This window comes from Sphingomonas sp. AC411, assembly GCF_979253035.1.
In genome coordinates this window covers 3162937-3189304 of the sequence record NZ_CEEDAQ010000001.1, presented here as the reverse complement: position 1 = coordinate 3189304, position 26368 = coordinate 3162937, and the positions used below count along the sequence as shown (strand labels likewise).

Sequence of the window (26368 nt, the reverse complement as noted above, 5' to 3'; positions counted from 1 at the left end):
CCCGACCACCGCAAGCGCTGTCGCTAAGCCCCGTACACGTTAAGCATGGGCATACGCCGTGCACGCTCAGGCTTGCCCGAACTGTCGTATAACGATAACACACTCGATGTCCGCCGCTTGGCCGACCCGCTGGAACGACCGATGCGCCCCGATCCCTTCGACACCTCCCGTTCCAGCGCCGACTCGCAGGGGGACCGCGAGCCCTATGCCTATGAGCGCGAACGGCTGATCACCGAACGCGAACGCCTGCGCCAGAAATACGAGGCGGAGCGGGGCGGCGAAGACCCGTACCCCTATGATCGCGACCCGACCGCCGGCTATGTCCCGCCCCGTACGCCGCGCCCGCGCCGTCCGATCGGGCGCTGGATTCTGCGCGGCTTCGGCATCGGCATCGTCCTGCTGGTGATCGCGATCATCTGGCTGGCGATCACCGCGCCATTGTCGAAGTCGCTGCAACCGCCCACCCCGCCCTCGATCACGCTCACGGCCGACGACGGCACGCCGATCGCGCGACGCGGTGCGGTCATCGGCAAGCCGGTCGACGCGGCCACGCTCCCGCCGCACGTCACGCAGGCGTTTCTCGCGATCGAGGACCGGCGCTTCTATTCGCATTGGGGCGTCGACCCGCGCGGCATCGCCCGTGCGGCCTGGGCGAACATGGGTTCGGGCGGCGTGCGCCAGGGTGGCAGCACGATCACGCAGCAGCTCGCGAAGAACGCCTTCCTCGATCTCGGACCGCACCGCGACGCGAAAGATCCGCGAGGCGATGATCGCGTTCTGGCTGGAGGCCTGGCTGTCGAAGGATGAGATCCTCTCGCGCTATCTCTCGAACGTCTATTTTGGCGACAACACCTACGGGATCAGTGCCGCCGCCAAGCATTATTTCGGCCGCACCCCCGACAAGCTGAACGTCGGCCAGGCAGCGATGCTCGCCGGTCTGGTCAAGGCACCATCCCGCCTCGCCCCGACCTCCAACCTCGAAGGCGCGCGCAAGCGTCAGGCCGTGGTGGTCGGCGCAATGGTCGATGCCGGTTTCCTCACCAAGGCCGAGGGCGATGCGGTCCGGCCGCAGCGCGTGCTCGGCAGCCGCCCGTCGCAACTTCCCAACGGCACCTATTTCGCCGACTGGATCCTGCCCGAAGCACGCGACCAGGCGGGCGAGGTGAAGACCGAGACGACCGTCCAGACGACGCTCGATCCCCGGCTTCAACGCGCCGCCGAGCGCACCGTCGCGCGCGCGGGCCTGCGTCAGGCGCAGGTCGCGCTCGTCGCGATGCGTCCCGACGGCCGCGTCGTCGCGATGGTCGGCGGCAAGAATTACCGCAAGAGCCCGTTCAACCGCGCGACCCAGGCGCGCCGCCAGCCCGGCTCGACCTTCAAGCTGTTCGTGTACCTTGCCGCCATGCGCCAGGGGATGACCCCCGATTCGACCATCGAAGACAGCCCGGTGACGATCGGCGACTGGTCGCCAAAGAACAGCGACGGCCGCTATCAGGGGACGATCACGCTGCGCCAGGCATTCGCGCGCTCGTCCAACGTCGCCGCCGCGCGGCTGACGCAACAGGTCGGCGTGAAGGCGGTGATCAAGGCGGCGCGCGATCTCGGCATCTCGACGCCGATCCCGAACGAGGCGACCATCGGGCTCGGCACCTCGACCGTGTCGCTGCTGGAGTTGACCGCCGCCTATGCCGCCATCGCGCGCGAGCAATATCCGGTGCAGCCACGCGGGCTTGCCGACGTGCGCGAGAAGGGCTGGTACCAGTCGCTGACCGGTGGCGCGACCGAGATGCCGTCGAAGATCCACGACGAGATGCTCGACCTGCTCGCCGCGTCGATCCGTAACGGCACCGGGCGGCAGGCGAACCTCACCGTCGACGCGTTCGGCAAGACCGGCACGACCTCCGACAACAAGGACGCGCTGTTCATAGGTTTCGCGCGCGATCTGGTGGTCGGCGTGTGGGTCGGCAACGACGACAATTCCTCCAATCCCGGCCTGTCGGGCGGCGGCATCCCGGCGCGGATCTGGCGCGACTTCATGCAGTCTGCGCTGGGAATCGCGCCGGTTGCCGCGCCGCCACCGCCGGTCGAGGAGGTCGATCCCGACGCGTTGCCGTCAGGGGATGAGGACAATGCGGTATTGCCGCTGGGTGGCGAGATCGAGGGTCTCGGCTTCAACCTGAAGATGGGCGAGGACGGTACGATCTCGGTCGGACCGTCACGCCGCGATCGCGAGGAGGGCCCGCCCCCACGCGACGATCGGAGGCCGCCGGAGGAAGAACCGGGGCCTTACGAGGGGCAGTAGCGTTTCTGCCCCCGCCCGAACGCCCCACCCCGGCGAAGGCCGGGGCCCAATTGGGGGACAGCTATGACGATGGACAGCGCAACGTTATTGCCACCTTGCCAATTGGGCCCCGGCCTTCGCCGGGGTGGTCTGGAGGTGCTGCAGTCCTCGTAACATCAACCGACCGACGCCCCCGTTGACGCGATCACCGCATCGCAGCATGTCCTGACCATGCGCTTCTTCTCCGACAACGCCGCCACCATCCACCCGCAGGTCATGGCCGCGATCGCCACCGCCGACACGCTCGACACCGCCTATGCCGGCGATGCGTGGAGCCAGCAGCTCGACGGCCACCTGTCCGAGCTGTTCGAGACCGACGTCGCAGTGCTCTGGGTCCCCACCGGCACCGCCGCCAACTGCCTCGCGCTCGCCGCATTGTGCCCGCCGCACGGCGGCATCGTCTGCCACCGCGACGCGCACATCCAGAACGACGAGGGTGGCGCGCCCGAATTCTACACCCACGGCGCCAAGCTGTTCCTCGCCGACGGCGACGGCGCGAAGCTGACCCCCGACACGATCTCGCACGGTCATCGACGCGATCCCCGACGACGTCCACCGCGTCCAGCCGCACGCGATCTCGATCACCAACGCCACCGAATATGGCCGCGTCTACCTGCCCCACGAGGTCGCGGAGATCGGCGCGCTGGCGAAGGAGCGCGGGCTTGGCTTCCACATGGACGGCGCGCGGTTCGCCAACGCCATGGTCCATGTCGGCTGCTCGCCCGCCGAGATGACGTGGCGCGCTGGCGTCGACGCGCTGAGCTTCGGCTTCGTCAAGAACGGCGCGATGAGCGCGGAGGCGCTGGTCTTCTTCAAACCCGATCTCGCCGCCGTCACGCAATACCGCCGCAAGCGCGCCGGGCTATTGTTGTCGAAGGGCCGCTACCTCGCCGCGCAGATCCTGGCGATGCTCGAGAACGACCTCTGGCTCGCCAACGCCAAGGCCGCGAACGACGGTGCAGCCAAACTTGCAGCAGCCGCTGGCGACCGTCTCGTCCACCCGGTAGAGGCAAACGAAGTCTTTCTCCGCGCCACGCCGGAAGAAGCTGCGGCCCTCCGCGCAAAGGCTTCGACTTCTACGACTGGGCAGCCGGCGAAATCCGGCTCGTCACCGCCTGGGACAGCCCGGCGGACGCGGTCGCCCTGCTCGCCGACGCGATCCAGGAGTTATGACCCCGGCCCAACCGACCCACCACAGTCGACCCGCGCGGCAGTGCTAATCCCGTTCGGCATCGTCACGCTGATCTGGGGCTCGACCTGGCTCGTCATCCGCGACCAGATCGCGGTGGTGCCGGCGAGCTGGTCGATCAGCTATCGCTTCCTCGTCGCCGGCATCGCGATGGCGATCTACGCGAGCATCAAGCGCGAGAGCTTCCGATTCGACGCCCGCGGCTACGCGTTCGCGGCGGTGATCGGCATCGCGCTGTTCACGTTCAACTTCAACTTCGTCTACCGTGCCGAGCATTACGTCACGTCGGGCCTGGTGGCGGTGGTGTTCGCGCTTCTGCTCGTCCCCAACGCGATCTTCGGTCGCATCTTCCTCAAGCAGCGCCTCGGGCGGCAGCTGATGGTCGGATGCGCCGTGGCGATGGCGGGCGTCGCGTTGCTTTTCGTCAACGAAGCGCGCGTCGATCCGCACGGACCGCGCTCGGCGACGATCGGCATCGTCCTGACGTTGTGCGGCGTGATGGCCGCCTCGGTCGCCAACGTCATCCAGGGCAGCGCGTTCGCCAAGCGCTATCCGATGGCACCGACGCTCGCGATCGCGATGCTGATCGGCGCGAGCCTCGACGCGGCGTTCGCGTGGATCACGACCGGCCCGCCGGTGTTCGAGCCGCGCTTCGGCTATGTCGCGGGCATCCTCTATCTCGGCGTGTTCGCGTCGGCGCTCGCGTTCCCGCTGTATTTCAACGTCATCCGCGCGATCGGCCCGGCGAAAGCGGCCTATTCGGGCGTGATCGTGCCGGTGATCGCGATGCTGCTATCGACGATCTTCGAGCGCTATCACTGGTCGACGTTGGCGGTTGCCGGCGCGATATTGTCCGGGATCGGGCTTGTCATCGCGCTCAGCGCACGCAGACCGGCACGGTAGTCGGGCCACGCGGGCGTCCAGCCGAGCACGCGCTTCGCCTTGCCGTTCGCCACCCGCCGGTTCTCCTTGTAGAATCCGCGTCCCATCGCCGAGAGTTCCTCGAGCGTCACGAACGGCGGCGCGGGCATCCCGAGCAGCATCGCCGCATAGGCCACGACGTCGTTCTGCGACGCTGGCACGTCGTCCGCCAGATTATACGCCCCTGCCGGCGCATCGAACCCGGCGATCACCCCCGAGCCTATATCGTCGACGTGTGCGCGACTGAACACCTGCCCCGGCTGCTCGATCCGGTGCGCCTTACCCTGCCGCACCCGGTCGAGCGGCGAGCGACCCAGGCCATAAATCCCCGGCAACCGAAACGCCCGCGCGCCGATCGCGAGCCAGTCCGCATCCGCTGCCGCGCGGGCGCTCCGCCGGCCACCACCGGTCGGCGCAGTCTCGTCCACCCACGCGCCTTGAGCGTCGCCGTACACCCCGGTCGACGACAGGTATCCGAGCCACGCCCGCGTTCGTATTAGCAGCGAACCGTAACGAACGAGCACCGGATCGACCTCGTCCACCGGCGGCACCGACGACAGGATATGCGTCGCCGCCGCGATCTCTGCCGTCACCGCGTCCGTATCATCGAAGCGTAGCGTATCGCCGCGACCATCGCGCGTGGTGCCGACGACATGCCAGCCCTCGCCGGCCAGTCGCTCGGCGATCCGCCCCGCGGTGTAGCCCAGCCCGAAGACAAGCAGTCGGCTCATTTTGCCGCCCCGCCCGCTACGCCTTGCGCCATCGGGCCCTTATACAGCGTCCCGAAATAATCGCCCGCATTCCACACCGGACGCTGCGCACCGTCCGCGATCTCGCGCGCGATCCGGTAGTTCGCATCAACGAACCGCACGCCCTGATCCCACAGGATCGGCTGCGTCAAATCGTCCGACGGCTTGTGATAATTGTTCGCCATGAAATACGCGACCGCCGCCTTGCCCGGCCCCTTCTGACCCGGCCACAGGAACACCGACGGGATGCCCTTCTGCACGAAGCGGAAGTGATCCGAACGGACGAAGATGCCCTCCTCAGGCATCGGATCAGGCGACAGTCCAACGCCGATCGCGGCAACGGCCTTCTGCACGATCGGGCCGATCGTCGAGCGCTCGGCGCCGAACACCACCATGTCCTCGAACTTGTAGGTCAGGATCGGCATGTCGAGGTTCACGTCCGCGACGATCGAGGTCAGCGGCACGGTCGGATGGTTGGTGAAGTAATCGCTGCCGACCAGCCTCTTCTCCTCGCCGGTGACGGCGAGGAACATGATCGTCCGTTTGGGCCCCTGCCCGCTGGCCGTGAACCGCTTGGCCTCCTCGATCAGGCTGGCGATGCCGATCGCATTGTCGAGCGCGCCGTTGTTGAGCGCGTCGCCTTTCACGGGTTTCGTGATGCCGATGTGATCGAGATGCGCCGACAGCACGACGACCTCCTTGCCGACCACCGGATCGCTGCCGGGGATCACGCCGACCACGTTGCTGCTGGCCGCGGGTACGAAACTCGTCTTGGTCGCGACCGTCAGCGAGCCGACCAGCGGCATCGACTTGAACTTGGCGCTGTCGCTGTCCGCCTGCTTGACGATCCGGCTCCACGGCGTCCTCGCACCGGCAAACAGCTTGGCCGCCCCGACCATGCTGACCGTGCCGAGCGACGGGCGCGCGGCGCGTCGACCTTGGCCGTGCCGTCCGGGTTCGCCCACGTCATCCGCGGCGTAGCGTAGGAGTCCGCCATTTTGGCGAACGTCCGCACCTTGGCCGAGCGCGGGCTCTCCAGCGTGATCACGCCGACCGCGCCCTTCGACTGCGCGGTCGCCGCCTTGGTCCCGCCCGATCCGAAGAACGCGCGCTCCTCGCCGCCGAACCGCGCGGGCGCGCCGCCGAAATAGGCGACGATCTTGCCGCGCACGTCGACGCCCTTGTAGTCGTCCTGGCCGTATTGCGGCGCATCGATGCCATAGCCGACGAACACGACGGGCGCCGAAACGCTGGTCTCCGCCTTCGCACCGTTCGCGGCGGGCACGTAATCCTCACCGAACACGAGCGGCTGCGCGGCCCCGCGACCGGTCCAGACGAAATCGCCCTTGCTCGCCGCCTTGTACGATACCAGCGGCACCGCCTGGAGATACCCCCCGCATCGCCACCCGGACGAAGCCCCGCGGCATAGAATTGCGCGGCGACATATTGCGCGGCGATGTCGAACTCGGGCTGCCAGCCTCGCGCCCCTTCATCGCATCGGACGCGAGAAACAGCACATGTGCCTTCATCGCCGCCTGATCCGCGGGCAGCGGTGCCGCAAGCTTTGCGTTCAGTTCGGCAGCGTTCGGAGCGGTCGCCGGTGCAGCCTGAGTTGCAGGCGCGGGAACAGTCTTGGGCGCCGTCTGCGCCAGAGCGGACGTAGAAAGCGCGAGCAACGCGAGCGCGCCGAGAGGACGATACATCCGGAAATCCTTGCAAAGGGAACGTGTTGCATCGGCGTAGCATGCACCTACACCCGCGCAAGCTTTGGCTGGCGATAGGCGGCCGCGGCCCTATATTCGCCAGCATATGCTCGACATCCAGAACAGTCTCGCCCACCCGCTCGTCATTCGCCGCGAGGATTATACCCCGCCGGAATGGCTGGTCCCCGAGACGAAACTGGATTTCGACCTCGATCCGTCCACCACGCGCGTAACGGCAACACTGGCGGTGACGCGCAACGGCGATCACGCCAAACCGCTGCGGCTCGACGGCGCGGGGCAAAAGCCCTCTCGGTCATGGTCGACGGCGTGGCGATCAACGACTGGCGGATCGACGGCGAGCAGCTCGTCATCCCGCTCACCGGCGCCGCGCATCTCGTCGAGACTCAGGTCGAGATCGCGCCCGATCGCAATACGCAGCTGATGGGGCTCTACGCCTCGGGCGGCAACCTGTGCACCCAGTGCGAGGCGGAAGGTTTCCGCCGCATCACCTATTTCCCCGACCGGCCAGACGTACTGAGCGTCTATTCGGTCAAGATGACCGCCGACAGGAAGCACTTTCCTGTGTTGCTCGCGAACGGCGATCCGGTCGCGCAGGGCGATCTCGACGACGGTCGCCACTGGGCAACGTGGCACGATCCGTTCCCCAAACCTTCCTACCTTTTCGCTCTGGTCGCCGGTGACCTCGCGGTAAACCGCAGCAGCTTCACAACGATGTCGGGCCGCGAGGTGTCGCTCGGCATCTGGGTGCGCGAGGCCGACCTCCCCAAGACCGACCACGCATTGAAGGCGCTAGAGCTCGCGATGGCGTGGGACGAGACGACCTATGGCCGCGAATACGACCTCGACGTGTTCAACATCGTCGCGGTCGACGACTTCAATTTCGGCGCGATGGAGAACAAGGGCCTCAACATCTTCAATTCGCGCTACATCCTGGCCGACCCGGATACCGCGACCGATTACGACTATGACGCGATTGCCGCGGTCGTCGCGCACGAATATTTCCACAACTGGTCGGGCAACCGGATCACCTGCCGCGACTGGTTCCAGCTGTCGTTGAAGGAAGGCTTCACCGTCTACCGCGACCAGGGCTTCTCCGCCGACCAGGGTTCGCGCGCGGTCAGGCGGATCGAGGACGTCCGCGGCCTGCGCGCGTCGCAATTTCCCGAGGATTCCGGCCCGCTCGCTCACCCGGTGCGGCCTGAATCGTACCAAGAGATCTCCAACTTCTACACCGCGACGATCTACAACAAAGGTGCAGAGCTGATCCGGATGATGGCCGCTATCCTCGGCCCGCAGGGCTTCCGCGCCGGCACCGACCTGTATTTCGACCGCTACGACGGGACGGCAGCGACCTGCGAGGATTTCGTCACCTCGATGGAGGAAGGCGGCAAGGTCGACCTCACCCAGTTCCGCCTCTGGTATACGCAGGCGGGCACGCCACGTGTCTCCGCCAGCCTCTCGCAGGACGGCGACCGCGCGACGCTCCGTCTCGCTCAGCAGGTCCCCGCGACGCCGGGCCAGCCGGTGAAGTCGCCGATGGTGCTGCCATTGCGCGTGAAGCTGTTCGGGGCGGAGTCCGGCGCGGCGCTGACCGACGAGCGCCTCGTTCTGTTCGACGACACGCTCGATACGGTCGTGTTCGAGGGCCTCGCCGAGCGCGCAGTCCTGTCGATCAACCGCGGTTTCTCGGCCCCCGTGGCGGTCGAGACCGACCGCACCGCCGCCGACCTCGCGTTCCTCAGCGCGCACGACGACGATCCATTCGCGCGCTACGAGGCGATGCAGCAGCTTATGCTCGATACGCTCGTCGCCTCGGTCGAGCGGCGCACGGATCACGAGGCCGTGATCGCAGCGGTCGCGAACACGCTCGACAATCCCGACCTCGATCTGGCGTTCATCGCGGAAGCCGTGCTGCTGCCATCGGAAAGCTTCATCGGCGACCAGATGACCGTAGTCGATCCCGAGGCGATCTTCCGCGCCCGCGAGGCGCTGCGTCGCGATCTCGGCACGCGGCTCGAAGCACAATGGCGGCAGGCTTACGCACGCGGCGAGGGACAGCCCTATGCCTACACGCCCGAGGGCAAGGGCCTCCGTCGCCTGCGGACGGTAGCACTCGGTTATACAGCAGCGAGCGGCGCAGCGGATGCGGCTGACCTAGCGTTTGCGCAGTTCGATTCGGCGGACAACATGACTGACCGGATGGGTGCGCTGACGACGCTCGTCAGCAGCGCGTCCGACATCCGGACCACTGCGCTCGACATTTTCTACAGCCAATATTGCGACAACCCACTGGTGCTGGACAAGTGGTTCCAGGCGCAGGCGCAGTCGTCGCGTGACGATACCGGCGCGGTCGTCGCCGCGCTGGCCGAGCATGCCGACTTCACCCTGACCAACCCCAACCGCGCGCGCTCGCTGATCGGCGCGTTTGGCGCGAACCAGCGGGCTTTCAACAACGCCGACGGGAGTGGGTATCGCTTCCTCGCGAACCAGCTGATCGCGCTCGACCGCCTCAACCCGCAGACTGCGGCGAAACTTCTGCCACCGCTGGGTCGGTGGCGGCGGTTCGATGCGGGTCGGGCGGACCTGATGCGCGCGGAACTGGAGCGAATCGTACGGACGCCGGGGTTGTCGAAGGACCTGTTCGAACAGGCTTCGAAGAGCCTGGAGGGGTAAGGAACGTATTAGGTCCTCCCCTGCAAGGGGAGGTGGCGCGAAGCGACGGAGGGGTGACACCCTCTCGACAGCGGGTCACCCCTCCGTCAGCGCAACGCGCTGCCACCTCCCTTGCAGGGGAGGATCGTGGACCGCATCGTCCTACCGTCGATTCACAAAGAACTCCCGCAGGATTGCCGCCGCCTCGGTCTCGGCGATCCCGGCGTAAATCTCGGGCCGGTGATGGCACGTCGGTTGACCGAAAAACCGCGGCCCATGCTCGACCGCACCACCCTTCGCATCCGCCGCCCCATAATAGAGCCGCGCGATCCGGGCATGCGCGATCGCCCCGGCGCACATCGCGCAAGGCTCTAGCGTCACCCAAAGATCGCAGCCATCGAGCCGATCGCTCCCCAACACCGAAGCCGCCGCGCGAATCGCCTGGATTTCGGCATGCGCGGTCGGATCGCACAACGCACGTGGCGCATTGGCACCCACGGCAATAACCACCCCGTCCTTCACGACAACGGCGCCGACCGGGACTTCCCCAGCCAGCGCCGCGTTGCGAGCCGCGTCGAGCGCGCGGCGCATGGGTTCGGGGACGGGGAACATGGTCTCAGGCCCTGCCCCGCCGCCCGCGTCCCGTAAAGCTCAGTTCGGTGCCTGGCTGTTGGCCGGCTTCTCGACGTTGATCGTCGGCACCGCCACGGTCTTGTTCTCGGTGCCGAGCGTGACCTTGGCGACGTCCGCTTGGAACTTCGGTGCCTGGACGACGCCCTGGCGGGTCTGGTCGATGTTGATGATCCCGAAATACATCAGGCCGACCACGACCAGAACGACGATCGCGACGAGTGACAAGAGCGTACGCATGAGACATCCCCTTTTTGAACGGCTCGCATTGAACAGTTCGATAGCGTAACAACGTCGTCGATCGCCGCAGGTTGCACAATGCTCGATGCGGACGACCGCAGGCACGTTTTACGTGAATCGGTTGACGAAAGCCGGCGTGCCAGCTATCCGCGCGCCTTTCCGGGGTTCCTCCCGACACTTGAATAGGTAATCACATGTCGCGCATTTGCGAACTGACCGGCAAGGGCCGGATGGTCGGGAACAACGTCTCCCACGCCAACAACAAGACCAAGCGCACGTTCCTGCCGAACCTGCAAAACGTCACGCTGCTCTCCGATCTCGCTCGAGAAGGGCGTCAAGCTGCGCGTCTCGACGCACGGCCTGCGCACCGTCGAGCACAATGGTGGCCTCGACAACTGGCTGGTGAAGACCTCGGACGACAAGCTGTCGCTCCGCGTTCGCCGCCTGAAGCGCGAAGTCGTCAAGAAGATCGCAGCCTCGGCAGTCGCCGCCTAACCGCGACGATTGAAGGTCGCCGCTGTTAGGCGGCGGGCAAGACGATCACCGCGGCCCGCCCTGCACACCGCAGGGCGGGCCGTCGGCGTTTGTGGTTAGGCCAAGTCTGCATAGGCCCGTACTTCTACAACCTCTCTAGGTCGCTCCTCCCAGCTCACCTCGTCATCCCAGCGAAAGCTGGGATATTTCACGTGACAGATGACGCCCGCCTCACGGGGAGATCCCAGCTTTCGCTGGGATGACGAGAATTGGCGGGGAAACGCCGCTACCGATCCAACCGAAACTTCAGCAGCAACGTCCGCTGGAGAAACATCTGGTTGTCGTCCGACACGATCCACACGATCGTCGCGCCGTTCTCCTCCGTCGTGTCGATCCCCTCGAAATTATCGTGGATCAGCGGCGCATCGATCGTCGCGATCAGGCGTCCGCGCGCGATCCGCCCCGCCGCCACATCCTGCGCTACCACCCGCGATATCCGCGCCGAGAACGTGAACGGCAGGCGAAACCCACGATCGAGCACCAGCAGGTCGCCATTCGGCAACGCGGTGACGTCCGACGGATCATACCGACCATAAGGCTCGTAGGCGAAACGCGAAGGCTGCGCGGCGCCGGTTGGATCCCCCGCGAAGATCAACGCCTGCCGCGTCTGCAGTCGCGCCTTCTCCGCCCCGGTCCAGTCCGATCGACGCACATGCGCCTCCTCGCTGATTACGACGAATCGGCCATCCGGCAGCCGCGCCATCGATTCCGGTCCCCTGTTCGCCGGCCATTTGCGCATCGCGTCCGGCGCCACCCGCGCCTCGTACCGCGCAAACCCCGGCGCATAACGCCAGATCGTGTTGCCATCCTCGAACCCGACCCAGATCCTGCCCGTCGCCGGATCGATCGCCATCGATTCACTGTCGCGGTCGCGCTTCTCCCAGCCGATGCCCGGCCCGGCGGGCAGGTTGGTGAAGGCGATACGGTGCGGGCGCCAGTCCGGCCCCATGTCGAACTGCACGACATTGCCGCCGTCGCTGAGCAGCGTGAAGCGATTCCCGGTGACCGCGGCGGCGATTTCGAGCGACGAGAACCCGCCGAACGCCCGGTCGCGGCTGGCGAGCGCCACGCCGCCAAGATACGTCAGCCCTCCGACCCGGACATGCCGCGGGTTGGTCCGATCGAGCATCACGCGAGTCGCCGTGAGCTGTGCGCGGTCGCCGAGCAGGTCGAGCCGCGCCTCGCCCGACCAGGTCGGCACGACGGCGCAGACGCTTACAAACACGAACAACAAGGTGAGCAGGCGCCGCATCGCGTCCTCATAGGGGCTCGGGGCGCGCACGGAAGCATGAACCGCGGATAACGGAGGCATTCAGGCTCGGCTCAATGCGAATCACCCATAAGCGTCTCATCGAGGATGGAAGCACGGCAAACGCCGCCGCCGAAATCCCCAACGGGAGACGCACGATGTTCAAGACTTTTACCCTCGCCGCCAGTGCCCTCGCATTGGGTGCGACCGCCCTCGTTCCCGCCACCGCCGATGCGCAGCGCTGGGGCTCGCGCTACGAGCGTGGCTACGATGGCTATCAGGGTGGCTATCGCGACGGTGGCTACGATCGTGGCTATCGCCAGTATCGCGGCAACGATCGCCGCTACAACTACAACGCCCGCAGCCGTCGCGGTTGCGACAACAGCGGCGGCACGATCGTCGGCGCACTCGCCGGCGGCCTGCTCGGCCACACCATCGCCGGTCGCGGTGACCGGACGCTCGGCGCAGTGCTAGGCGCAGCAGGCGGTGGCCTCGCCGGCAACGCGATCGATAAGTCGGATAACCCGCGGTACTGCCGGCGCTAGGCCCGGCTATGCTCGGGCCGCTGCAAGCGAAAGCGAGCAAGCGCCAGCACGGACGGCGGGCAGGCAGCGCCTGACCCGACCGACGACGGCTTTGCCGCGTCGCGCCCCGCCGGCCCGGGCCACACCAGTTTCCCAGTTCCCTCGCGTAGCGCTATCGAGGGCGAGGGCCGGCTTCCCGTTCGGAAGCCGGCCCTTTGTTCGTTTATTGCTCCCCTCCCTGGACGGGAGCGGTTGGGGGTGGGTCGGTTTCCGTATCCCGGCACGGTTGCGACTAAAACTGGCCAACCCACCCCGGCCCCTCCCTTCCAGGGAGGGGAGAAGCTCAGTCAGGCAATCCGCTCGGGCACCTCCGCCGCGTCCTCGGCAATCGCCGCAGCGGGCGCGACCGCCTCCCAAGGAAACACGAACCAGTCCTTGGTCACCGCCCGGTCGATAACCCGCGCGCTATACTCGATCCGCTCCGCCGAACTGAGGTTATCGATCAGCATGGCAAACCGCACCGCCCCCTCGACCGCCCCCGCTGCAGCCAGCGCCCCACGCAAATGCGTGATCGTCCGCCCCGAATCATTGATATCGTCGAGAAACAACAGCCGCTCGCCATTGCGCGTGCGCGCGGCCAGCTTCACCAGCGGCTCGTCGGCAAAGTCCTTCACCTGGCTGGAATAATCGACCGACAGCGTCGGCAACCCGATCGCGTGGCTGAGGAACACTGCCGGCACGAGACCGCCACGACCAATCCCGATGATGTAATCGGGTTTCCACTCGGTATCCTCGACCAGCTTGGCGGCGAGGATGTGGATCGCGGCGACGAACTCGTGCTGCGGGATAGGGGTGAAGATCGGCATTCTTGGACGCTACCGACTTGCCGTTGCGAGAGCTAGCCGTTCTCCTGCGAAAGCAGGAGCCCAGGGTTAGAGGTGCAGCGATCCTAACCCTGAACTCCCGCGTTCGCGGGAGACACAACTCAGATCGTCTCCAGCGCCTGCTCGAAATCGGCGATCAGATCGTCCGGATCCTCCACCCCGATCGAAATCCGGACGAGGTTGTCCGTAATCCCCAGCGCCTGCTTCCGCGCATCGGGCACCGACAGATGCGTCATCCCCGCCGGATGGCTCGCCAGCGTCTCGGTCCCGCCGAGCGACACCGCGAGCTTGGCGATCTTCAGCGCATCGAGAAACGCGAAGCTCTCCCGCTCGCCGCCCTTCAGATACAGCGAGAAGGTCGAGCCACCGCCGGTGCAATGACGGCGATAGATGTCCGCCTGCCGCTCCATGCCGGGCTCGTCCTCTAGGAAGCCGAGATACGCAACGCGCTCGACCTTCGGATGATGCCGCAGGAAGCCGCAGACCTTCGCAGCATTCTCGCCCGCGCGGCTCATCCGCAGTTCCAAAGTCTCCAGCGATCGCAGCAACATCCACGCGGTATTCGGATCGGTGATCGTCCCGATCGTGTTCCGCATCGTCCGGATCGTGTTGATATGCTCCTTCGTGCCGAGCACCCCGCCCGCGACCAGATCGGAATGCCCGCCGACATATTTGGTCAGCGAATAGACGACGATGTCCGCGCCATGCTTGAGCGGCTGGAACCAGAGCGGCCCCAGGAAGGTGTTGTCGATCGCGATCGGCGGTTTCTCACCCTTGAAGATCGCGTCACGGCTGGCGGCAACCGCCTCGACGTCGACCAGCGCATTCGTGGGGTTCGCCGGGCTTTCCAGATAGATCAGCGCGACGTTGCCGGTCGCGGCCTCGGTCATCACCGCGTCGATCTCCTCGCGCGTCGCACCGGCGGGGAAGTCGAGCCACTTCACGCCGAACTTACCGAGCACGCGGCCGATCAGCGTCTCGGTCGCCGCATAAAGCGGCCCCGAATGGACGATCGTGTCGCCCGGCTTGACCATCGCGAGAAACAGCGTGGCGATCGCCGACATGCCCGACGAGAAAGCGAGCGCATCCTCCGCCTCTTCCCACACGCCGAGGCGATCCTCGAGGATCTCCTGGTTCGGCCCGTTGAAGCGCGAATAGACGAGGCCCTCGGCACCGCCCGGCCGCTTGCCGGTGACGCCTTCGAAGTGACGCTTGCCCGCCGCCGCGTTGGGGAAGACGAACGTCGAGGTAAGGAAGATCGGCGGCTTCAGCGAGCCTTCCGACAGCGATGGATCATAGCCATGGCCCATCATCAGCGTCGACGGCTTCAGCTTGCGCCCACCGATTTTCTCGACCTCGGGCTTCGGCGCGACGCGTGCCGCTACGCCGGTCAGGTCGGCTTCGGTTTCGGTGGGGATGGCGCCGGCGTTATTCGGGGTATCGGACATCATATGCTCCTGCGTGGCCCGTCTGGCGCGGGCCGATGTGCCGAACCTAAACGAGCAATGCGGGATTTGGGACCCGTTACAGGCCGATGATGCTGATCTGACGACCGTAGGAGGGCTCGTCGCGATGGGTCGCGCGGCGATAGCTGAAGAACCGGTCCTCGTCGGTATAGGTATCCAGCCCGAGCGCTTCGATCCGCCCGATCCCCGCCACGGCGAGCCGGCTGACGACATAGGCCTCCAGGTCGAACTGGTAATGATCCGCACGGCCATCCGCAAAGAAGCGCTCATTCTCCAGTTCCGACTCGCAGAACCGGCGGATAAACGCCTCGTCGACCTCGTAGCTGGCGCGCGCGATGCACGGCCCGACCGCGGCGACGATCCGGTCGCGGTGCGCGCCGATCGCTTCCATCGCGAGAATCGTCGCATCGGTGACGCCGCCGAGCGCGCCCTTCCAGCCCGCATGCGCGGCGGCGACAACGCCGGCTTGCGCGTCTGCGAACAGCACCGGTGCGCAATCCGCGGTGAGAATGCCGAGCGCGAGGCCGGGCCGATTGGTGACCAGCGCGTCGGCGTGCGGACGGATGGCGTCGTCGAACGGCTCTATCACGGTGACCGCGTCGGCGGAGTGGACCTGATAGAGACCGACGAGCCTCGCGCTCGGCAGTACCGCATCGGTAGCGCGACGACGGTTCTCGACGATGCTGGCGGGATCGTCGTCGGAGCCGATACCGACGTTGAGGCTCGCATAAGCACCGGTCGACATGCCGCCACGCCGGCCAAGAAAGCCGTGCTGGATATCGCCTAACGCCTTCGCGCGGATGACGTCGATGGTCATATCCAGCGCCCCACCCAGACATCCACCCCGGCGAAGGCCGGAGCCCAATTGGGGACGTCGCTGCCAGAGGACTGCGCATCGTTACAACGACCTTTCCACTTGGGCCCCGGCCTCCGCCGGGGTGGTGGCTGATGATATCGACCATCACAACACGAGCCGCATGATCCGATCATCATCAGGTTGCTCGCCGACCATGAACACATACCGCCCGATATCGACGAAGCCGTAGCGCTCGTAGAACCGGATCGCCCGCGCATTATCCACATAAACGCTGAGGATCATCTCCGTCCGGCCTTCGGCGCGCGCGACATCGATCGCCCAGTCCATCAACGCCGGGCCGACGCCCGCGCCATGCTGGTCGCCACGCACATAAAGCTGATGAAGTTCGATAGCGGTCGCAGGCCAGTCGCCCGGAAACACGACAGGTCCGATCTTCGCAAACCCAACGATTTCACCCGCCTCGTCCACCGCGACGCGCACCGTGTAGGCAGGGTCGGACAGCTGCGCCGGAAGCCCCTCCTCCCCGAACGTCTGGTCGAGAAACACGGCAAGGTCTTCGGGCCGGTACAATGTGCCGAACGTGTCGGTGAACGACCGCTTCGCCATCGCGCCAAGTTCTGCGCCATCACCCGGCACGGCATTGCGGTAAACGATCATGAGAACGCCGCCGGGCTCGGCCAGGACGGCGCAGTGATCGCAAGCGCTTTGAAGAGCGTACCCATGTCGTCCATCAACCTGCTCCGATCCGCCCCCAACGCCTCGGCGCGATCGGGCGATGCCTTTGCCAGCGCCGACGTGCGCGAATCGATGCCTAATGCACCGAGCAGATCGCGCTGGCTAACCGGCCCCCAGGCGACCGCACCCTCGGTCTGCGCTGCGGCGGCGAGCGTGGTGAAGTCGACATGCGCGGTCAGGTCGTGCTCGCCGGGCGCCTCGAACGGATTCGCGAACGCATGCCCGCGCACAGCCTGCAACGTGTCGCCGAGAGCAGGGCCCTCGTATCCATAATCGACCGCGATCAACGCGCCGCCCTGCGCCGCGATCCGCTTGGCAAGGCCGCGGATGATCGTGACGGCCGCAGGCGAGGTTTCGAGAATCGAACCGACGGGAGCCTCGCGAAATGGTCCGGGAATCACCGCATCGGGCAGCGGCTTGCCCGCGATCGGCAGGAACAGCAGGTCCTGCGCGGCGACGAGCCGCTCATGCCACTGCTCGCGCTTGACAAGCTGGCGGATCGGCAGCGCGTCGAAGAACTCGTTGGCGACGACGATCAGCGGGCGATCGGTCGGCAGCGTGTCGATCGCGTCATGCCAGATGGCGGCAGGCACGCGCTCGGCCTGCGCCTTTCGCAGCGCTGGGCTAGTCTCGACGAAATGCACCGGTGGCTCGAGCCCCGCCTTCGCCATCGCCCGCAAGGCATCGGCAGCCAGCGTCCCGCGGCCCGGCCCGAGTTCGACCCAGGCCACATCCGGCCGCCCCGCCCGATCCCAAAGGTCGGCGCACCACAGGCCGATCAACTCGCCGAACATCTGACTGATCTCGGGCGCAGTGGTGAAGTCGCCCGCCACCCCCAACGGATCGCGCGTCGCATAATAATGCGCGTTCGCGGCGGCCATATATTGCGCGACGGGGATCGGACCCGCGAGCGCGATCGCGCGGGCAAGGCGTTCCGGGAGGGCGGTGTCGATTTCCCTTCCGCTTGCGGGAGGGGTTAGGGAGGGGCTGGATTATCTTTGGCCATGACGTTTGCGGCCATGCCCTCCTCAACCCCTCCCGCAAGCGGAAGGGGAGCTAGGCGACGCTCTGCGTACCCGCGATCGACTCGACCCGCACCCGCCGCTTCGCCGACGTCGCGACCAGATACGCGCCGCCGAGAATCATCGGCACGCACAGCCACTGCCCCATGTGCAGCCCGGTCGACTCGGCAAAGGCCCGCAACTGCAGATCGGGCTCGCGGAAAAACTCCGCCGTGAACCGGGCGAGGCCGTATCCCAGCACGAACAGTCCAACGAGCTTGCCCGGATCGTAGCGCGCCTTGGTCTTCCAGAACGCGAACCAGAGCAGCGCGAACAGGAGGATGCCCTCCAGCCCGGCTTCATAGAGCTGGCTCGGGTGCCGTGCAGGCTCGACCATCCCGAACGGCACGGTGCGCTCGAAGATGATTCCCCAAGCGACGTCGGTCGGCTTGCCCCAGAGCTCGCCATTCACGAAGTTCGCCAGCCGCCCGAAGAACAGCCCGAAGGGCACGCAGCACGCGATATAATCGTGCACCCGCAACCAGTTGAGCTGGTGTTTCCGCGCAAACAGGATCAGCCCGATCGACGTGCCGATCACCCCGCCGTGGAACGACATGCCGCCATCCCAGAGCCGGAAGATGCGCAGCGGATGCAGGAACATCTCGGGCGCGTAGAAGATCACGTAACCGAGCCGCCCGCCGAGGATGATGCCGAGCGTCGCGTAGAACACTAGGTCGTCGGCATGCCGCCGCGCCATCGGTGCGCCGGGCTGTGCCAGCAGCTTCAGCAGATACCACCAGCCGAGCAGGATGCCGCCGATATAGGCAAGGCTGTACCAGCGCAGCGTGAAGAAGCCGATCGAGAAGACGTCAGGGTGGAGCCCCAGATCCTCGAAACGGATGTGACTGCCGGCGGCAGGCGCTACGCCCGCAGCGGCGGTAATGGTCGACAGGATCAAAGGCTTTTCCCCACGCGTTCGCCCCTGCATAAAGACCGATAACGATAAGACCAAGTAGGAGAGCGATATGCGGACCGAGCTAGACCTAGCTATGGATTCGACGATGGCCGCGCTGACCGCGCCCGACGGCATGCTGGCGCTCGGTTCGGTCGAGCGGTTCGGGGTAAAGCTGCCGACGATCGCCGCCGCGCCGCCTGCCCTCAGTTATTATTTCGCACACTATGCCAACGAGCACCGCGACGCCGTCTTCCTGGTATCGGGCGCCGAGCGGCTGACGTTCGGCGAAGTCTACGCTGCCGCGGAGCGCACCGCGCGCGCCCTCGTCGGCGGGTACGGCATCACGAAGGGCGACCGGGTCGGCATCGCGATGCGCAATTCGCCGTCGTGGATCGTGCTCTACATGGGCATCGTCATGGCCGGCGGCGTCGCGACGTTGCTCAACGGCTGGTGGCAGTCGGAGGAACTGGAAACGGCGATCGGCGAGGTCGATTGCTCCCTCGTATTCGCCGATCCACCCCGCGTGAAGCGATTGGCGCAGATCGCGGCCCTGCGCGCACCGGTGGTCGAGATAGACGATTCGCGACCGCTTGCCGAAGCGCTCGGAGCCGTGTTCGCGAAGGACGATCACACCGCCGATCTGCCGCTGCTCGGGCCGGAGGATCATGCGACGATCCTGTTCACCAGCGGTTCGACCGGCCAGTCGAAGGGCGCGCTGTCCGAGCACCGCGCGATCGTGCAGGGCATCTTCAACTATCTCAGCCAGGCAATGATGATGGTCGGCATCGCCACCGCGCAAGGCAATCCGCCGGTCGGCCAGCCGGTCACGCTGCTGACGATCCCGCTGTTCCACATCACCGGCGAAGTCCCCGTGTTTCTCCAGAGCTTCGCAATGGGCCGCAAGCTGGTGCTGATGCCGAAATGGGATGCGGGCGAGGCGATGCGGCTGATCGAGGCGGAGGGCGTCACGTATTTCGTCGGCGTGCCCTTGATGAGCTTCGAGATCCTCAATCACCCCGATCGTGCCAATTACGACCTGTCGACCGTCACCGATTTCGCCGCGGGTGGCGCCCCGCGCCCGGTCGATCACGTCCGCCGCTTTGACGAGGAGATGGGCGGTCCGGATGGCAAGGGGGCGCACCGCTGATCGGCTACGGCCTGACCGAAACCAACGCCGTCGGCACCGGCAACTGGCGCAGCAACTACCTCGCCAAGCCCAATTCTGCCGGCCGCCCCGGCGCGCCTTTGGTCGACCTCGCGATCCTCGACGATGCCGGCCACCCGGTCGACCAGGGCCAACGCGGCGAGGTCTGCATCCGCTCGATCTGCAACTTCAAGGAATATTGGAACCGCCCCGACGCGACCGCCGCGGCGTTCACCGCGGACGGCTATTTCCGCACCGGCGACATCGGTTACCTCGACGAGGACGGCTATCTGTTCATCGTCGACCGCAAGAAGGACATCATCATTCGCGGCGGCGAGAACATCTCGTGCCAGGAGGTGGAGGCGGCGCTGTACGAGCATCCAGCAGTCGCAGAGGCCGCGGTGTTCGGCCTTGCGGACGAGCGCTTCGGCGAGGTGCCGGGCGCGGTGGTCGTGCCGCAGGACGGCGAGACACTGACCTCGGACGACTTGGCCGCGTTCCTCCACCAGCACATCGCCGCGTTCAAGGTGCCGCAGCGGATCTGGATTTCGGAGCAGCCGCTGCCGAGGCTGGGGACGGAGAAGATCGACAAGGTCTCGCTCAAGGCAACGTATAGAGCGATGGCCTAAGCTCTCCCTCGCCCCTCCGGGGAGAGGGAGGGAGGAGCCGTTAGGCGACGGAAGGGTGAGGGGCAGTGAGACTCCCGGCACGGTCCCGAAGACCCACTTCCCCTTATCCGACGCTGCCGCGCCACCTTCTCCCCGTGGGGGAGAAGGATTAGAGCGGTCAGCATGACGATCAACAGGCGCGGCCTACTCATTAGCGGAGGCGCGGGCGTCGGCCTCGTCGTAGTCTGGAGCCTCTGGCCCCGAACCTACGCCCCCAATCTCGTCGCCAACCCCGGCGAAACCCCGTTCGGCGCATGGCTCAAGATCGGCACCGATGGCCACGTCACCGTCGCCGTCCCACAGGTCGAACACGGCCAAGGCGTCTGCACTACCCTCCCCAGATCGTCGCGGACGAGCTCGGCGCGGACTGGCGCACGATCGGCGTCGAGCCCGCCCCCTGAACCCGCTCTACGCCAACCCGATCGGCACGCACGACCTGTTCGAAGGCCTGTTCGACCGCCTCCCGGATGGCACCGCGCAGCCGCCGATGCTGACCGGCGGATCCAGTTCGATCCGGATGTTCGAGCAAGCCTGCCGCGAGGCCGGTGCAGGCGCCCGCGCGCTGCTCTGCATGGCAGCGGCCAAGCGCTGGGACGCCGACTGGACCCAAGTCGCCGTCGAGGCCGGCTTCTGCACATACCAAGCCAAGCGCATCCGCTTCGCCGAACTCGCCGAGGAGGCCGCGAAGTTCACGCTCCCCGACCCCCTCCCGCTCGGCATCCAGGGCGCGGGCAAGCTCGTCGGCAAGTCCGTCCCCCGCCTCGACACGCCCTCGAAGGTCGATGGCTCGGCCAACTTCGCCGGGGACGTACGCCTCGCCGACATGGTCCACGCCGCGATCCGCCAGGGTCCGGTCGGCGGTCGCCTGACCAGAGTCGACCGCGCCGCTGCCGATCGCATCCGAGGGGTGCTCTCGGTCGTCGAGAACCCGCGCTGGGTGGCCGCAGTCGCGACGACAGGGTGGGCCGCACAAAGGCGCTCGACGCGCTCGCGCCACGGTTCGAGAACGACGCCCTGCTCCCGGACACAGAGTCGATCGACGCAGCCCTGGACGCCGCGCTCGCACGTCCCGGCATGCGGATGGCGGAGACCGGAGACGTCGCCGCGACGTTCCAGGGCGCCAAGCTCGTCACCGCAACCTACCGCGCCGGTATCGGCCTGCACGCAGCGATCGAGACCCGCAGCGCGACCGCCTCCTTCTCGAATGGCCGCCTCGAACTCTGGCTAGCGACTCAAGCCCCCGGTCTTGCACGATCGGCAGCAGCGCGCGCAGCGAACCTCAGCGAGGAGGCGGTCGTCGTCCACCCGATGCTGATCGGCGGATCGTTCGGCGCAGCACTCGAACACGACGTCGCCGAGCAAGCCGCCGTCCTCGCGCTCAAACTCCGCCGCCCGGTCAGCCTCGTCTGGTCGCGCGGCGAGGACTCGCTCAACGACCACTACCGCGCACCGGCAGTCGCGAAGATGGCCGCACGCCTCGCCCCCAACGGCGCGATCATGGGCTGGAGCGCGACCATCGCCGCCCCGCCACCGGCGCCGAAATGGCACGCCGCATGATACCGGGGCTAGCCACCGAAGCCGCAATGATCGGCACCAAGGGCGATCGCTACGCCGTGGCCGGCGCGACGCCCGCCTACCGCATCCCCGCCTATGCGATCGACCACCACCCCGCCGAGATCGGCATCCCGACCGGCCACCTCCGCGGCGGCGCACATGGATACACCGCGTTCTTCACCGAATGCTTCCTCGACGAACTCGCGCGCGCGGCCCAGTCCGAACCGATGTCGTTCCGCATCGGCATGCTCGAGGGCGACCCACGACTCGCCCGCTGCCTGTCGACCGCGGCGGCGCTCGGCGGCTGGAACGGCGGCGTCGCCGGCAGCGGCCAGGGGATTGCGTGCCACACATTCCGAGGCAGCTACATCGCCGTGATGGCCGAGGCGCACATGGGCCCGAACCAGCGCCCGGTCGTTGATCGCCTCGTCGCCGCAGTCGATTGCGGCGCCCAGATCAACCCCGACATCGTCCGCCAGCAGATCGAGGGCGGTCTGATCTTCGGCATGGCGTCCGCCTTGGGAGCATCGACCGGTTTCACCCGCGGCCTTGCCGACGCACGCGGGTTCGGCACGATCGCCCTGCCCCGCCTCGCCGACACGCCCGACATCACCGTCGAGCTGATCCGCAGCGACGAAGCCCCGGCGGCGTCAGCGAACTCGGCGTCCCCGCGGTCGTCCCGGCGATCGCCAATGCACTCTATGCGTCAACGGGCTTCCGCATCCGCAATTTGCCTTTAAGACCAGCGCCATGACCCTGCCCCCGATCACCCCCGATTTCCCGCCCCAAGATCGGCGTTCTGCTGATGAACCTCGGCACGCCCGATGGCCCCGATGCGAAATCGGTAAAGCGCTATCTCGGCGAGTTCCTGTCCGATCTGCGCGTCGTCGAGATCCCGCAGATCGCGTGGCAGCCGATATTGCGCGGCATCATCCTCAACACGCGCCCGAAAAAGTCCGCGCACGCCTATGCGCAGGTCTGGCGCGACGATGGCTCGCCGCTGGCCGCCATCACCCGATTGCAGGCGGCGGCGCTGAAGGATTCGTTCGGACCGGAAGTGCTGGTCGACTGGGCGATGCGCTACGGCAATCCGTCGATCGCGGACCGATTGACCGCGATGAAGGCGGCGGGCTGCGAACGCATTCTGCTCGCGCCGCTCTACCCGCAATATTGCGCAGCAACGACCGCGACGGCAAACGACAAGGCGTTCAAGCATCTCGCGGGGTTGCGCTGGCAGCCGGCGATCCGGACGCTCCCGCCTTACTATGACGACACGCTGTATATCGACGCATTGAAGGACTCCCTGAGGAGGGCCTTGCCGCGCTCGATTTCACCCCTGACGCGATCGTGGCCAGCTTCCACGGGATGCCGAAGCGGACGTTGCAGCAGGGCGATCCGTATCATTGCCACTGCCAGAAGACCGCGCGGTTGCTCGGCGAGCGCATGGGTCGCGCGTTGACGATCGCGTTCCAGTCGCGGTTCGGCCCGCAGAAGTGGCTGGGGCCGGCCACCGACGAGACGCTTGTCGAACTGGCGAAGGCCGGCAAGACCAAGGTGGCGATCTTCGCGCCGGGCTTCTCCGCCGATTGTCTCGAGACGCTGGAGGAACTGTCGATCCGCGGCCGCGAGAGCTTCGAGGAAGCGGGCGGCACGCATTTCGCCTACCTCCCCTGCCTCAACGACAGCCCCGTCGGCGTGGAAATGTTGCGCAGCATTTTGGCACGCGAGCTTGAAGGATGGGTGCGGGCTGGTTAGCCTTCCGCAAAAGGCTGAACCTAGGAGAGACTGATGGCACGCGTCGCAATTGTAACCGGTGGTACGCGCGGAATCGGCGAAGCGATCAGCCTCGCATTGCAGGACATGGGCCTGACCGTAGCGGCAACCTATGCCGGCAACGACGACCGGGCCCGCGAATTCACCGAGCGCACCGGGATTAAGGCGTATAAATGGGACGTCGCCGATTACGACGCGTGCCAGGCCGGCTGCGCGCAGGTCGCCGCCGATCTGGGCGACGTCGATATCGTCGTGAACAACGCCGGCATCACCCGCGACGGCACGATCCTGAAGATGACCTACCAGGATTGGAAAGAGGTGATGGACACCAATCTTGGCGGTTGTTTCAACATGGCCAAAGCAGTCTTCCCCGGCATGCGCACGCGCAAATGGGGGCGGATCGTCAACATCGGTTCGATCAACGGCCAGGCCGGGCAATACGGCCAGGTGAACTACGCTGCGGCCAAGTCCGGCATCCATGGCTTCACGAAAGCCTTGGCGCAGGAGGGCGCGCGCGCCGGCGTGACGGTGAACGCGATCGCGCCGGGGTATATCGACACGGATATGGTGGCGGCGGTGCCAGCCGACGTGCTGGAGAAGATCGTCGCGAAGATCCCGGTCGGGCGGCTTGGTCAGGCGACCGAGATCGCGCGCGGCGTGGCGTTTCTGTGCTCGGAAGAGGGCGGGTTCGTTACTGGGTCTACGCTGAGCATTAATGGCGGGCAGCACATGTACTGACGGGCGCAGGCGCGGAAAACCGCGCCGTTGCCCGCCAGCGAAGCGAGGCGGGCAGCGCCCGGCACGGACGGCGGGTCGGTTCACCGAACCCGTCCGACGGCGGCTTTGCCGGCGGCGCTGACTAGAGGTCTACCGGAATACCAACGGCGGTCCTGCTTGATCCTGGGCCCCCGCCTTCGCGGGGGAACTAGCAAAGATCGCACTGCTTAAACCGAACCACCGCTATGCCTGCCAACCTACTCCCTCTCCCCTCCGGGGAGAGGGTCGGGGTGAGGGGCAGCCAAACAGTGCATCGCCCGGAACAGCCCCTCACCCAACCCTCTCCCCGGAGGGGAGAGGGCTAAAACCCGGCTCCAAGCTACGACACCAAGCCCTCACCCGTCGCTGGCACGCTCAATATCCGCCCCAACCGCGCTCAGCTTCTCCTCCAACCGCTCATATCCGCGGTCGAGATGATACACCCGCCCCACCGACGTCTCGCCATCCGCCGCAAGCCCCGCCAAGATCAAGCTCATCGAAGCCCGTAGATCGGTCGCCATCACCGGCGCACCCACAAGCTTGTCCACGCCACGCACTACCGCGGTCCGCCCCCGAACCTGGATATCCGCGCCCATCCGCGCCAGCTCCGGCACGTGCATGTAGCGGTTCTCGAAGATCGTCTCGGTCAGCACGCTGGCGCCGTCCGCCTTGCACAGCATGGCCATGAACTGCGCCTGCATGTCGGTCGCGAACCCGGGGTAGGGCGCGGTCGACAGCGTCAGCGGCTTTAGCTGACCGTCGGACGCGACGCGCACGCCGTCCTTGGTCGGCGTTACCGATACGCCCGCCTCGACCAGCGCATCGATCGTCGCGCCCATGTCCGGGATCGCCACACCGACCAGCTCCAGGTCGCCACCCGTGATCGCCGCCGCGCACGCGTAACTGCCCGCCTCGATCCGGTCGGGCATCACCGCATAGGTCGCGCCGTGCAGCCGGTCGCGGCCCTCGATCGTCAGCGTTTCGGTGCCGATCCCGTCGATCGACGCACCCATCGCGACCAGGCAGTTGCACAGGTCGACGATCTCGGGTTCGCGCGCGGCGTTCTCGATCACCGACGTGCCCTTAGCGAGCACCGCGGCCATCACGACGTTCTCGGTCGCGCCCACCGACACGATCGGGAAGCGGAAGCGTCCGCCCGGAGGCGACCACCCGGCGCGATCGCCTTCACATAGCCCGCCGCCATCTCGAGCTCGGCACCGATCGCCTCGAGCGCGCGCAGGTGGAGATCGATCGGCCGGTTGCCGATCGCGCAGCCGCCCGGCAGCGACACCGTCGCCTCGCCGCCACGCCCAAGCAACGGCCCGAGCACCAGGATCGACGCGCGCATCTTCCGCACGATGTCGTACGGCGCCTCGGTCGAGGTGAGGTTACCCGCGCGGATCGTCATCACCCGGCCGAAATCCTCGGGCCGCGTCCCCTGGATCGCGGTCGACGCGCCAAGCTGGTTGAGCAGATGGCCGAAGCCGTCGACGTCCGCCAGCCGCGGCAGGTTGCGCAGCGTCAGCGGTTCTTCGGTCAGCAACGCGCACGGCATCAGCGTGAGCGCGGCGTTCTTCGCACCGGAAATGGGCAGGCGCCCGGACAGGCGATTGCCGCCACGAATGAGAATACGGTCCATCCCGGGTGTCTATCGCGGCTGGCGGTCCGCGCAAGGGCCCGCACGCCGCGACATGCCGGGAGGCGACGAGAGAGCCAAAGTCCGGGTCGCGCTAATGCCCGCGCTTGATCGACTTTAATGCGCGGGAATCATAGCTTTGCTCTGTGTCTCCACCAACATGGGGGACCATTTCAGAGTGCCGGACAGCTGCTTCGCCGACCGCGTCGGCGATCTCATCGACCTG

General features: G+C 66.6%; 15 protein-coding genes and 8 pseudogenes. 10 read left to right on the top strand and 13 right to left on the bottom strand.

All coding sequences use genetic code 11. The features are described 5' to 3' along the window. Positions 1-117 precede the first annotated feature (117 nt). The 3 genes and pseudogenes from AC0IX7_RS16345 to AC0IX7_RS16335 all read left to right on the top strand — a co-directional run bounded on the left by AC0IX7_RS16345 (position 118) and on the right by AC0IX7_RS16335 (position 4433). Positions 118-2302, top strand: a pseudogene (locus tag AC0IX7_RS16345) (transglycosylase domain-containing protein). A gap of 210 nt (positions 2303-2512) precedes the next feature. Beyond that, positions 2513-3514: pseudogene (locus AC0IX7_RS16340) on the top strand (threonine aldolase family protein). A gap of 40 nt (positions 3515-3554) precedes the next feature. Then, the gene (locus tag AC0IX7_RS16335) at positions 3555-4433 is read left to right on the top strand and encodes a DMT family transporter (RefSeq protein ID WP_471812857.1); all 879 of its coding nucleotides are present in this window, start codon (positions 3555-3557) and stop codon (positions 4431-4433) included. On the opposite strand, the gene AC0IX7_RS16330 is transcribed toward AC0IX7_RS16335, so the two are convergent. From AC0IX7_RS16330 to AC0IX7_RS16320, 3 genes are read right to left on the bottom strand one after another with little or no spacing between them, the layout of a single operon-like run. Continuing rightward, complete coding sequence (locus tag AC0IX7_RS16330; protein ID WP_471812855.1) at positions 4346-5182, bottom strand: Rossmann-fold NAD(P)-binding domain-containing protein; 837 nt, start codon at positions 5180-5182, stop codon at positions 4346-4348. The two genes, AC0IX7_RS16335 and AC0IX7_RS16330, sit on opposite strands and share 88 nt — an antisense overlap. Next, entirely contained in the window at positions 5179-6099 is a 921-nt protein-coding gene (locus tag AC0IX7_RS16325) for a M28 family peptidase (RefSeq protein ID WP_471812854.1), read from the bottom strand. The genes AC0IX7_RS16330 and AC0IX7_RS16325 overlap by 4 nt, the downstream gene beginning before the upstream one ends. Next, positions 5985-6578 (bottom strand): hypothetical protein, encoded by a 594-nt coding sequence (locus tag AC0IX7_RS16320; RefSeq protein ID WP_471812853.1) that lies wholly within the window; start codon positions 6576-6578, stop codon positions 5985-5987. Before AC0IX7_RS16320 ends, AC0IX7_RS16325 begins: the two co-directional genes overlap by 115 nt. A gap of 431 nt (positions 6579-7009) precedes the next feature. Between AC0IX7_RS16320 and pepN the strand changes: the two are divergent. After that, positions 7010-9597: pseudogene (gene pepN / locus AC0IX7_RS16315) on the top strand (aminopeptidase N). A 141-nt stretch (positions 9598-9738) separates the two neighbouring features. Here the strand turns inward: pepN and AC0IX7_RS16310 are convergent. Next, on the bottom strand, positions 9739-10188 hold the full coding sequence (locus AC0IX7_RS16310) for a nucleoside deaminase (protein WP_471812851.1): 450 nt from the start codon (positions 10186-10188) through the stop codon (positions 9739-9741). A 39-nt stretch (positions 10189-10227) separates the two neighbouring features. Beyond that, complete coding sequence (locus AC0IX7_RS16305; protein ID WP_055874129.1) at positions 10228-10446, bottom strand: hypothetical protein; 219 nt, start codon at positions 10444-10446, stop codon at positions 10228-10230. A gap of 194 nt (positions 10447-10640) precedes the next feature. Between AC0IX7_RS16305 and rpmB the strand changes: the two are divergent. After that, a pseudogene (gene rpmB / locus AC0IX7_RS16300) lies at positions 10641-10941 on the top strand (50S ribosomal protein L28). Positions 10942-11206: 265 nt separating this feature from the next. Here the strand turns inward: rpmB and AC0IX7_RS16295 are convergent. Continuing rightward, positions 11207-12232: an esterase-like activity of phytase family protein gene (locus AC0IX7_RS16295; RefSeq protein ID WP_471812849.1), complete on the bottom strand. Its 1026-nt coding sequence runs from the start codon at positions 12230-12232 to the stop codon at positions 11207-11209. 155 nt (positions 12233-12387) lie between these two features. On the opposite strand from AC0IX7_RS16295, the gene AC0IX7_RS16290 reads away from it, so the two are divergent. Continuing rightward, positions 12388-12774 (top strand): glycine zipper 2TM domain-containing protein, encoded by a 387-nt coding sequence (locus tag AC0IX7_RS16290; RefSeq protein WP_471812847.1) that lies wholly within the window; start codon positions 12388-12390, stop codon positions 12772-12774. A 326-nt stretch (positions 12775-13100) separates the two neighbouring features. On the opposite strand, the gene AC0IX7_RS16285 is transcribed toward AC0IX7_RS16290, so the two are convergent. From AC0IX7_RS16285 to lgt, 6 genes are all read right to left on the bottom strand, one after another. Continuing rightward, complete coding sequence (locus tag AC0IX7_RS16285) at positions 13101-13619, bottom strand: phosphoribosyltransferase (protein WP_187504279.1); 519 nt, start codon at positions 13617-13619, stop codon at positions 13101-13103. A gap of 119 nt (positions 13620-13738) precedes the next feature. Then, a complete protein-coding gene (locus AC0IX7_RS16280; RefSeq protein ID WP_471812846.1) occupies positions 13739-15085 on the bottom strand; it encodes a cystathionine gamma-synthase family protein in 1347 nt (448 codons plus the stop codon). Between the two features lie 76 nt (positions 15086-15161). Beyond that, positions 15162-15920: a peptidoglycan editing factor PgeF gene (pgeF, locus tag AC0IX7_RS16275; RefSeq protein ID WP_471812844.1), complete on the bottom strand. Its 759-nt coding sequence runs from the start codon at positions 15918-15920 to the stop codon at positions 15162-15164. Between the two features lie 144 nt (positions 15921-16064). Then, positions 16065-16577, bottom strand: a complete 513-nt coding sequence (locus AC0IX7_RS16270) for a GNAT family N-acetyltransferase (RefSeq protein WP_471812842.1) — start codon at positions 16575-16577, stop codon at positions 16065-16067. Further along, positions 16574-17536 (bottom strand): class I SAM-dependent methyltransferase, encoded by a 963-nt coding sequence (locus AC0IX7_RS16265; RefSeq protein WP_471812841.1) that lies wholly within the window; start codon positions 17534-17536, stop codon positions 16574-16576. Before AC0IX7_RS16265 ends, AC0IX7_RS16270 begins: the two co-directional genes overlap by 4 nt. Before the next feature lie 175 nt (positions 17537-17711). Then, on the bottom strand, positions 17712-18644 hold the full coding sequence (gene lgt, locus AC0IX7_RS16260) for a prolipoprotein diacylglyceryl transferase (RefSeq protein ID WP_471812839.1): 933 nt from the start codon (positions 18642-18644) through the stop codon (positions 17712-17714). Between the two features lie 37 nt (positions 18645-18681). Between lgt and AC0IX7_RS16255 the strand changes: the two are divergent. The 4 genes and pseudogenes from AC0IX7_RS16255 (at position 18682) to phbB (ending at position 24488) form a co-directional block, all read left to right on the top strand. After that, positions 18682-20384 (top strand): annotated as a pseudogene (locus AC0IX7_RS16255) (class I adenylate-forming enzyme family protein). A gap of 162 nt (positions 20385-20546) precedes the next feature. Further along, a pseudogene (locus AC0IX7_RS16250) lies at positions 20547-22731 on the top strand (xanthine dehydrogenase family protein molybdopterin-binding subunit). Between the two features lie 51 nt (positions 22732-22782). Further along, positions 22783-23732, top strand: a pseudogene (gene hemH, locus AC0IX7_RS16245) (ferrochelatase). Positions 23733-23765: 33 nt separating this feature from the next. Next, entirely contained in the window at positions 23766-24488 is a 723-nt protein-coding gene (gene phbB / locus AC0IX7_RS16240) for an acetoacetyl-CoA reductase (RefSeq protein WP_056066403.1), read from the top strand. Between the two features lie 374 nt (positions 24489-24862). Here phbB and murA read toward each other — a convergent pair. Further along, positions 24863-26145: pseudogene (gene murA, locus AC0IX7_RS16235) on the bottom strand (UDP-N-acetylglucosamine 1-carboxyvinyltransferase). Between the last annotated feature and the right edge of the window lie 223 nt (positions 26146-26368).

What these genes read in the sequence shown, in the direction of transcription:
- AC0IX7_RS16330 (WP_471812855.1), bottom strand. Translation starts at nt 5,182, where the DNA reads ATGAGCCGACTGCTTGTCTTCGGGCTGGGCTACACCGCGGGGCGGATC.
- AC0IX7_RS16325 (WP_471812854.1), bottom strand. Translation starts at nt 6,099, where the DNA reads ATGGTCGGGGCGGCCAAGCTGTTTGCCGGTGCGAGGACGCCGTGGAGC.
- AC0IX7_RS16310 (WP_471812851.1), bottom strand. Translation starts at nt 10,188, where the DNA reads ATGTTCCCCGTCCCCGAACCCATGCGCCGCGCGCTCGACGCGGCTCGC.
- AC0IX7_RS16305 (WP_055874129.1), bottom strand. Translation starts at nt 10,446, where the DNA reads ATGCGTACGCTCTTGTCACTCGTCGCGATCGTCGTTCTGGTCGTGGTC.
- AC0IX7_RS16295 (WP_471812849.1), bottom strand. Translation starts at nt 12,232, where the DNA reads ATGCGGCGCCTGCTCACCTTGTTGTTCGTGTTTGTAAGCGTCTGCGCC.
- AC0IX7_RS16290 (WP_471812847.1), top strand. Translation starts at nt 12,388, where the DNA reads ATGTTCAAGACTTTTACCCTCGCCGCCAGTGCCCTCGCATTGGGTGCG.
- AC0IX7_RS16285 (WP_187504279.1), bottom strand. Translation starts at nt 13,619, where the DNA reads ATGCCGATCTTCACCCCTATCCCGCAGCACGAGTTCGTCGCCGCGATC.
- AC0IX7_RS16280 (WP_471812846.1), bottom strand. Translation starts at nt 15,085, where the DNA reads ATGTCCGATACCCCGAATAACGCCGGCGCCATCCCCACCGAAACCGAA.
- pgeF (WP_471812844.1), bottom strand. Translation starts at nt 15,920, where the DNA reads ATGACCATCGACGTCATCCGCGCGAAGGCGTTAGGCGATATCCAGCAC.
- AC0IX7_RS16270 (WP_471812842.1), bottom strand. Translation starts at nt 16,577, where the DNA reads ATGATCGTTTACCGCAATGCCGTGCCGGGTGATGGCGCAGAACTTGGC.
- AC0IX7_RS16265 (WP_471812841.1), bottom strand. Translation starts at nt 17,536, where the DNA reads ATGGCCGCCGCGAACGCGCATTATTATGCGACGCGCGATCCGTTGGGG.
- lgt (WP_471812839.1), bottom strand. Translation starts at nt 18,644, where the DNA reads ATGCAGGGGCGAACGCGTGGGGAAAAGCCTTTGATCCTGTCGACCATT.
- phbB (WP_056066403.1), top strand. Translation starts at nt 23,766, where the DNA reads ATGGCACGCGTCGCAATTGTAACCGGTGGTACGCGCGGAATCGGCGAA.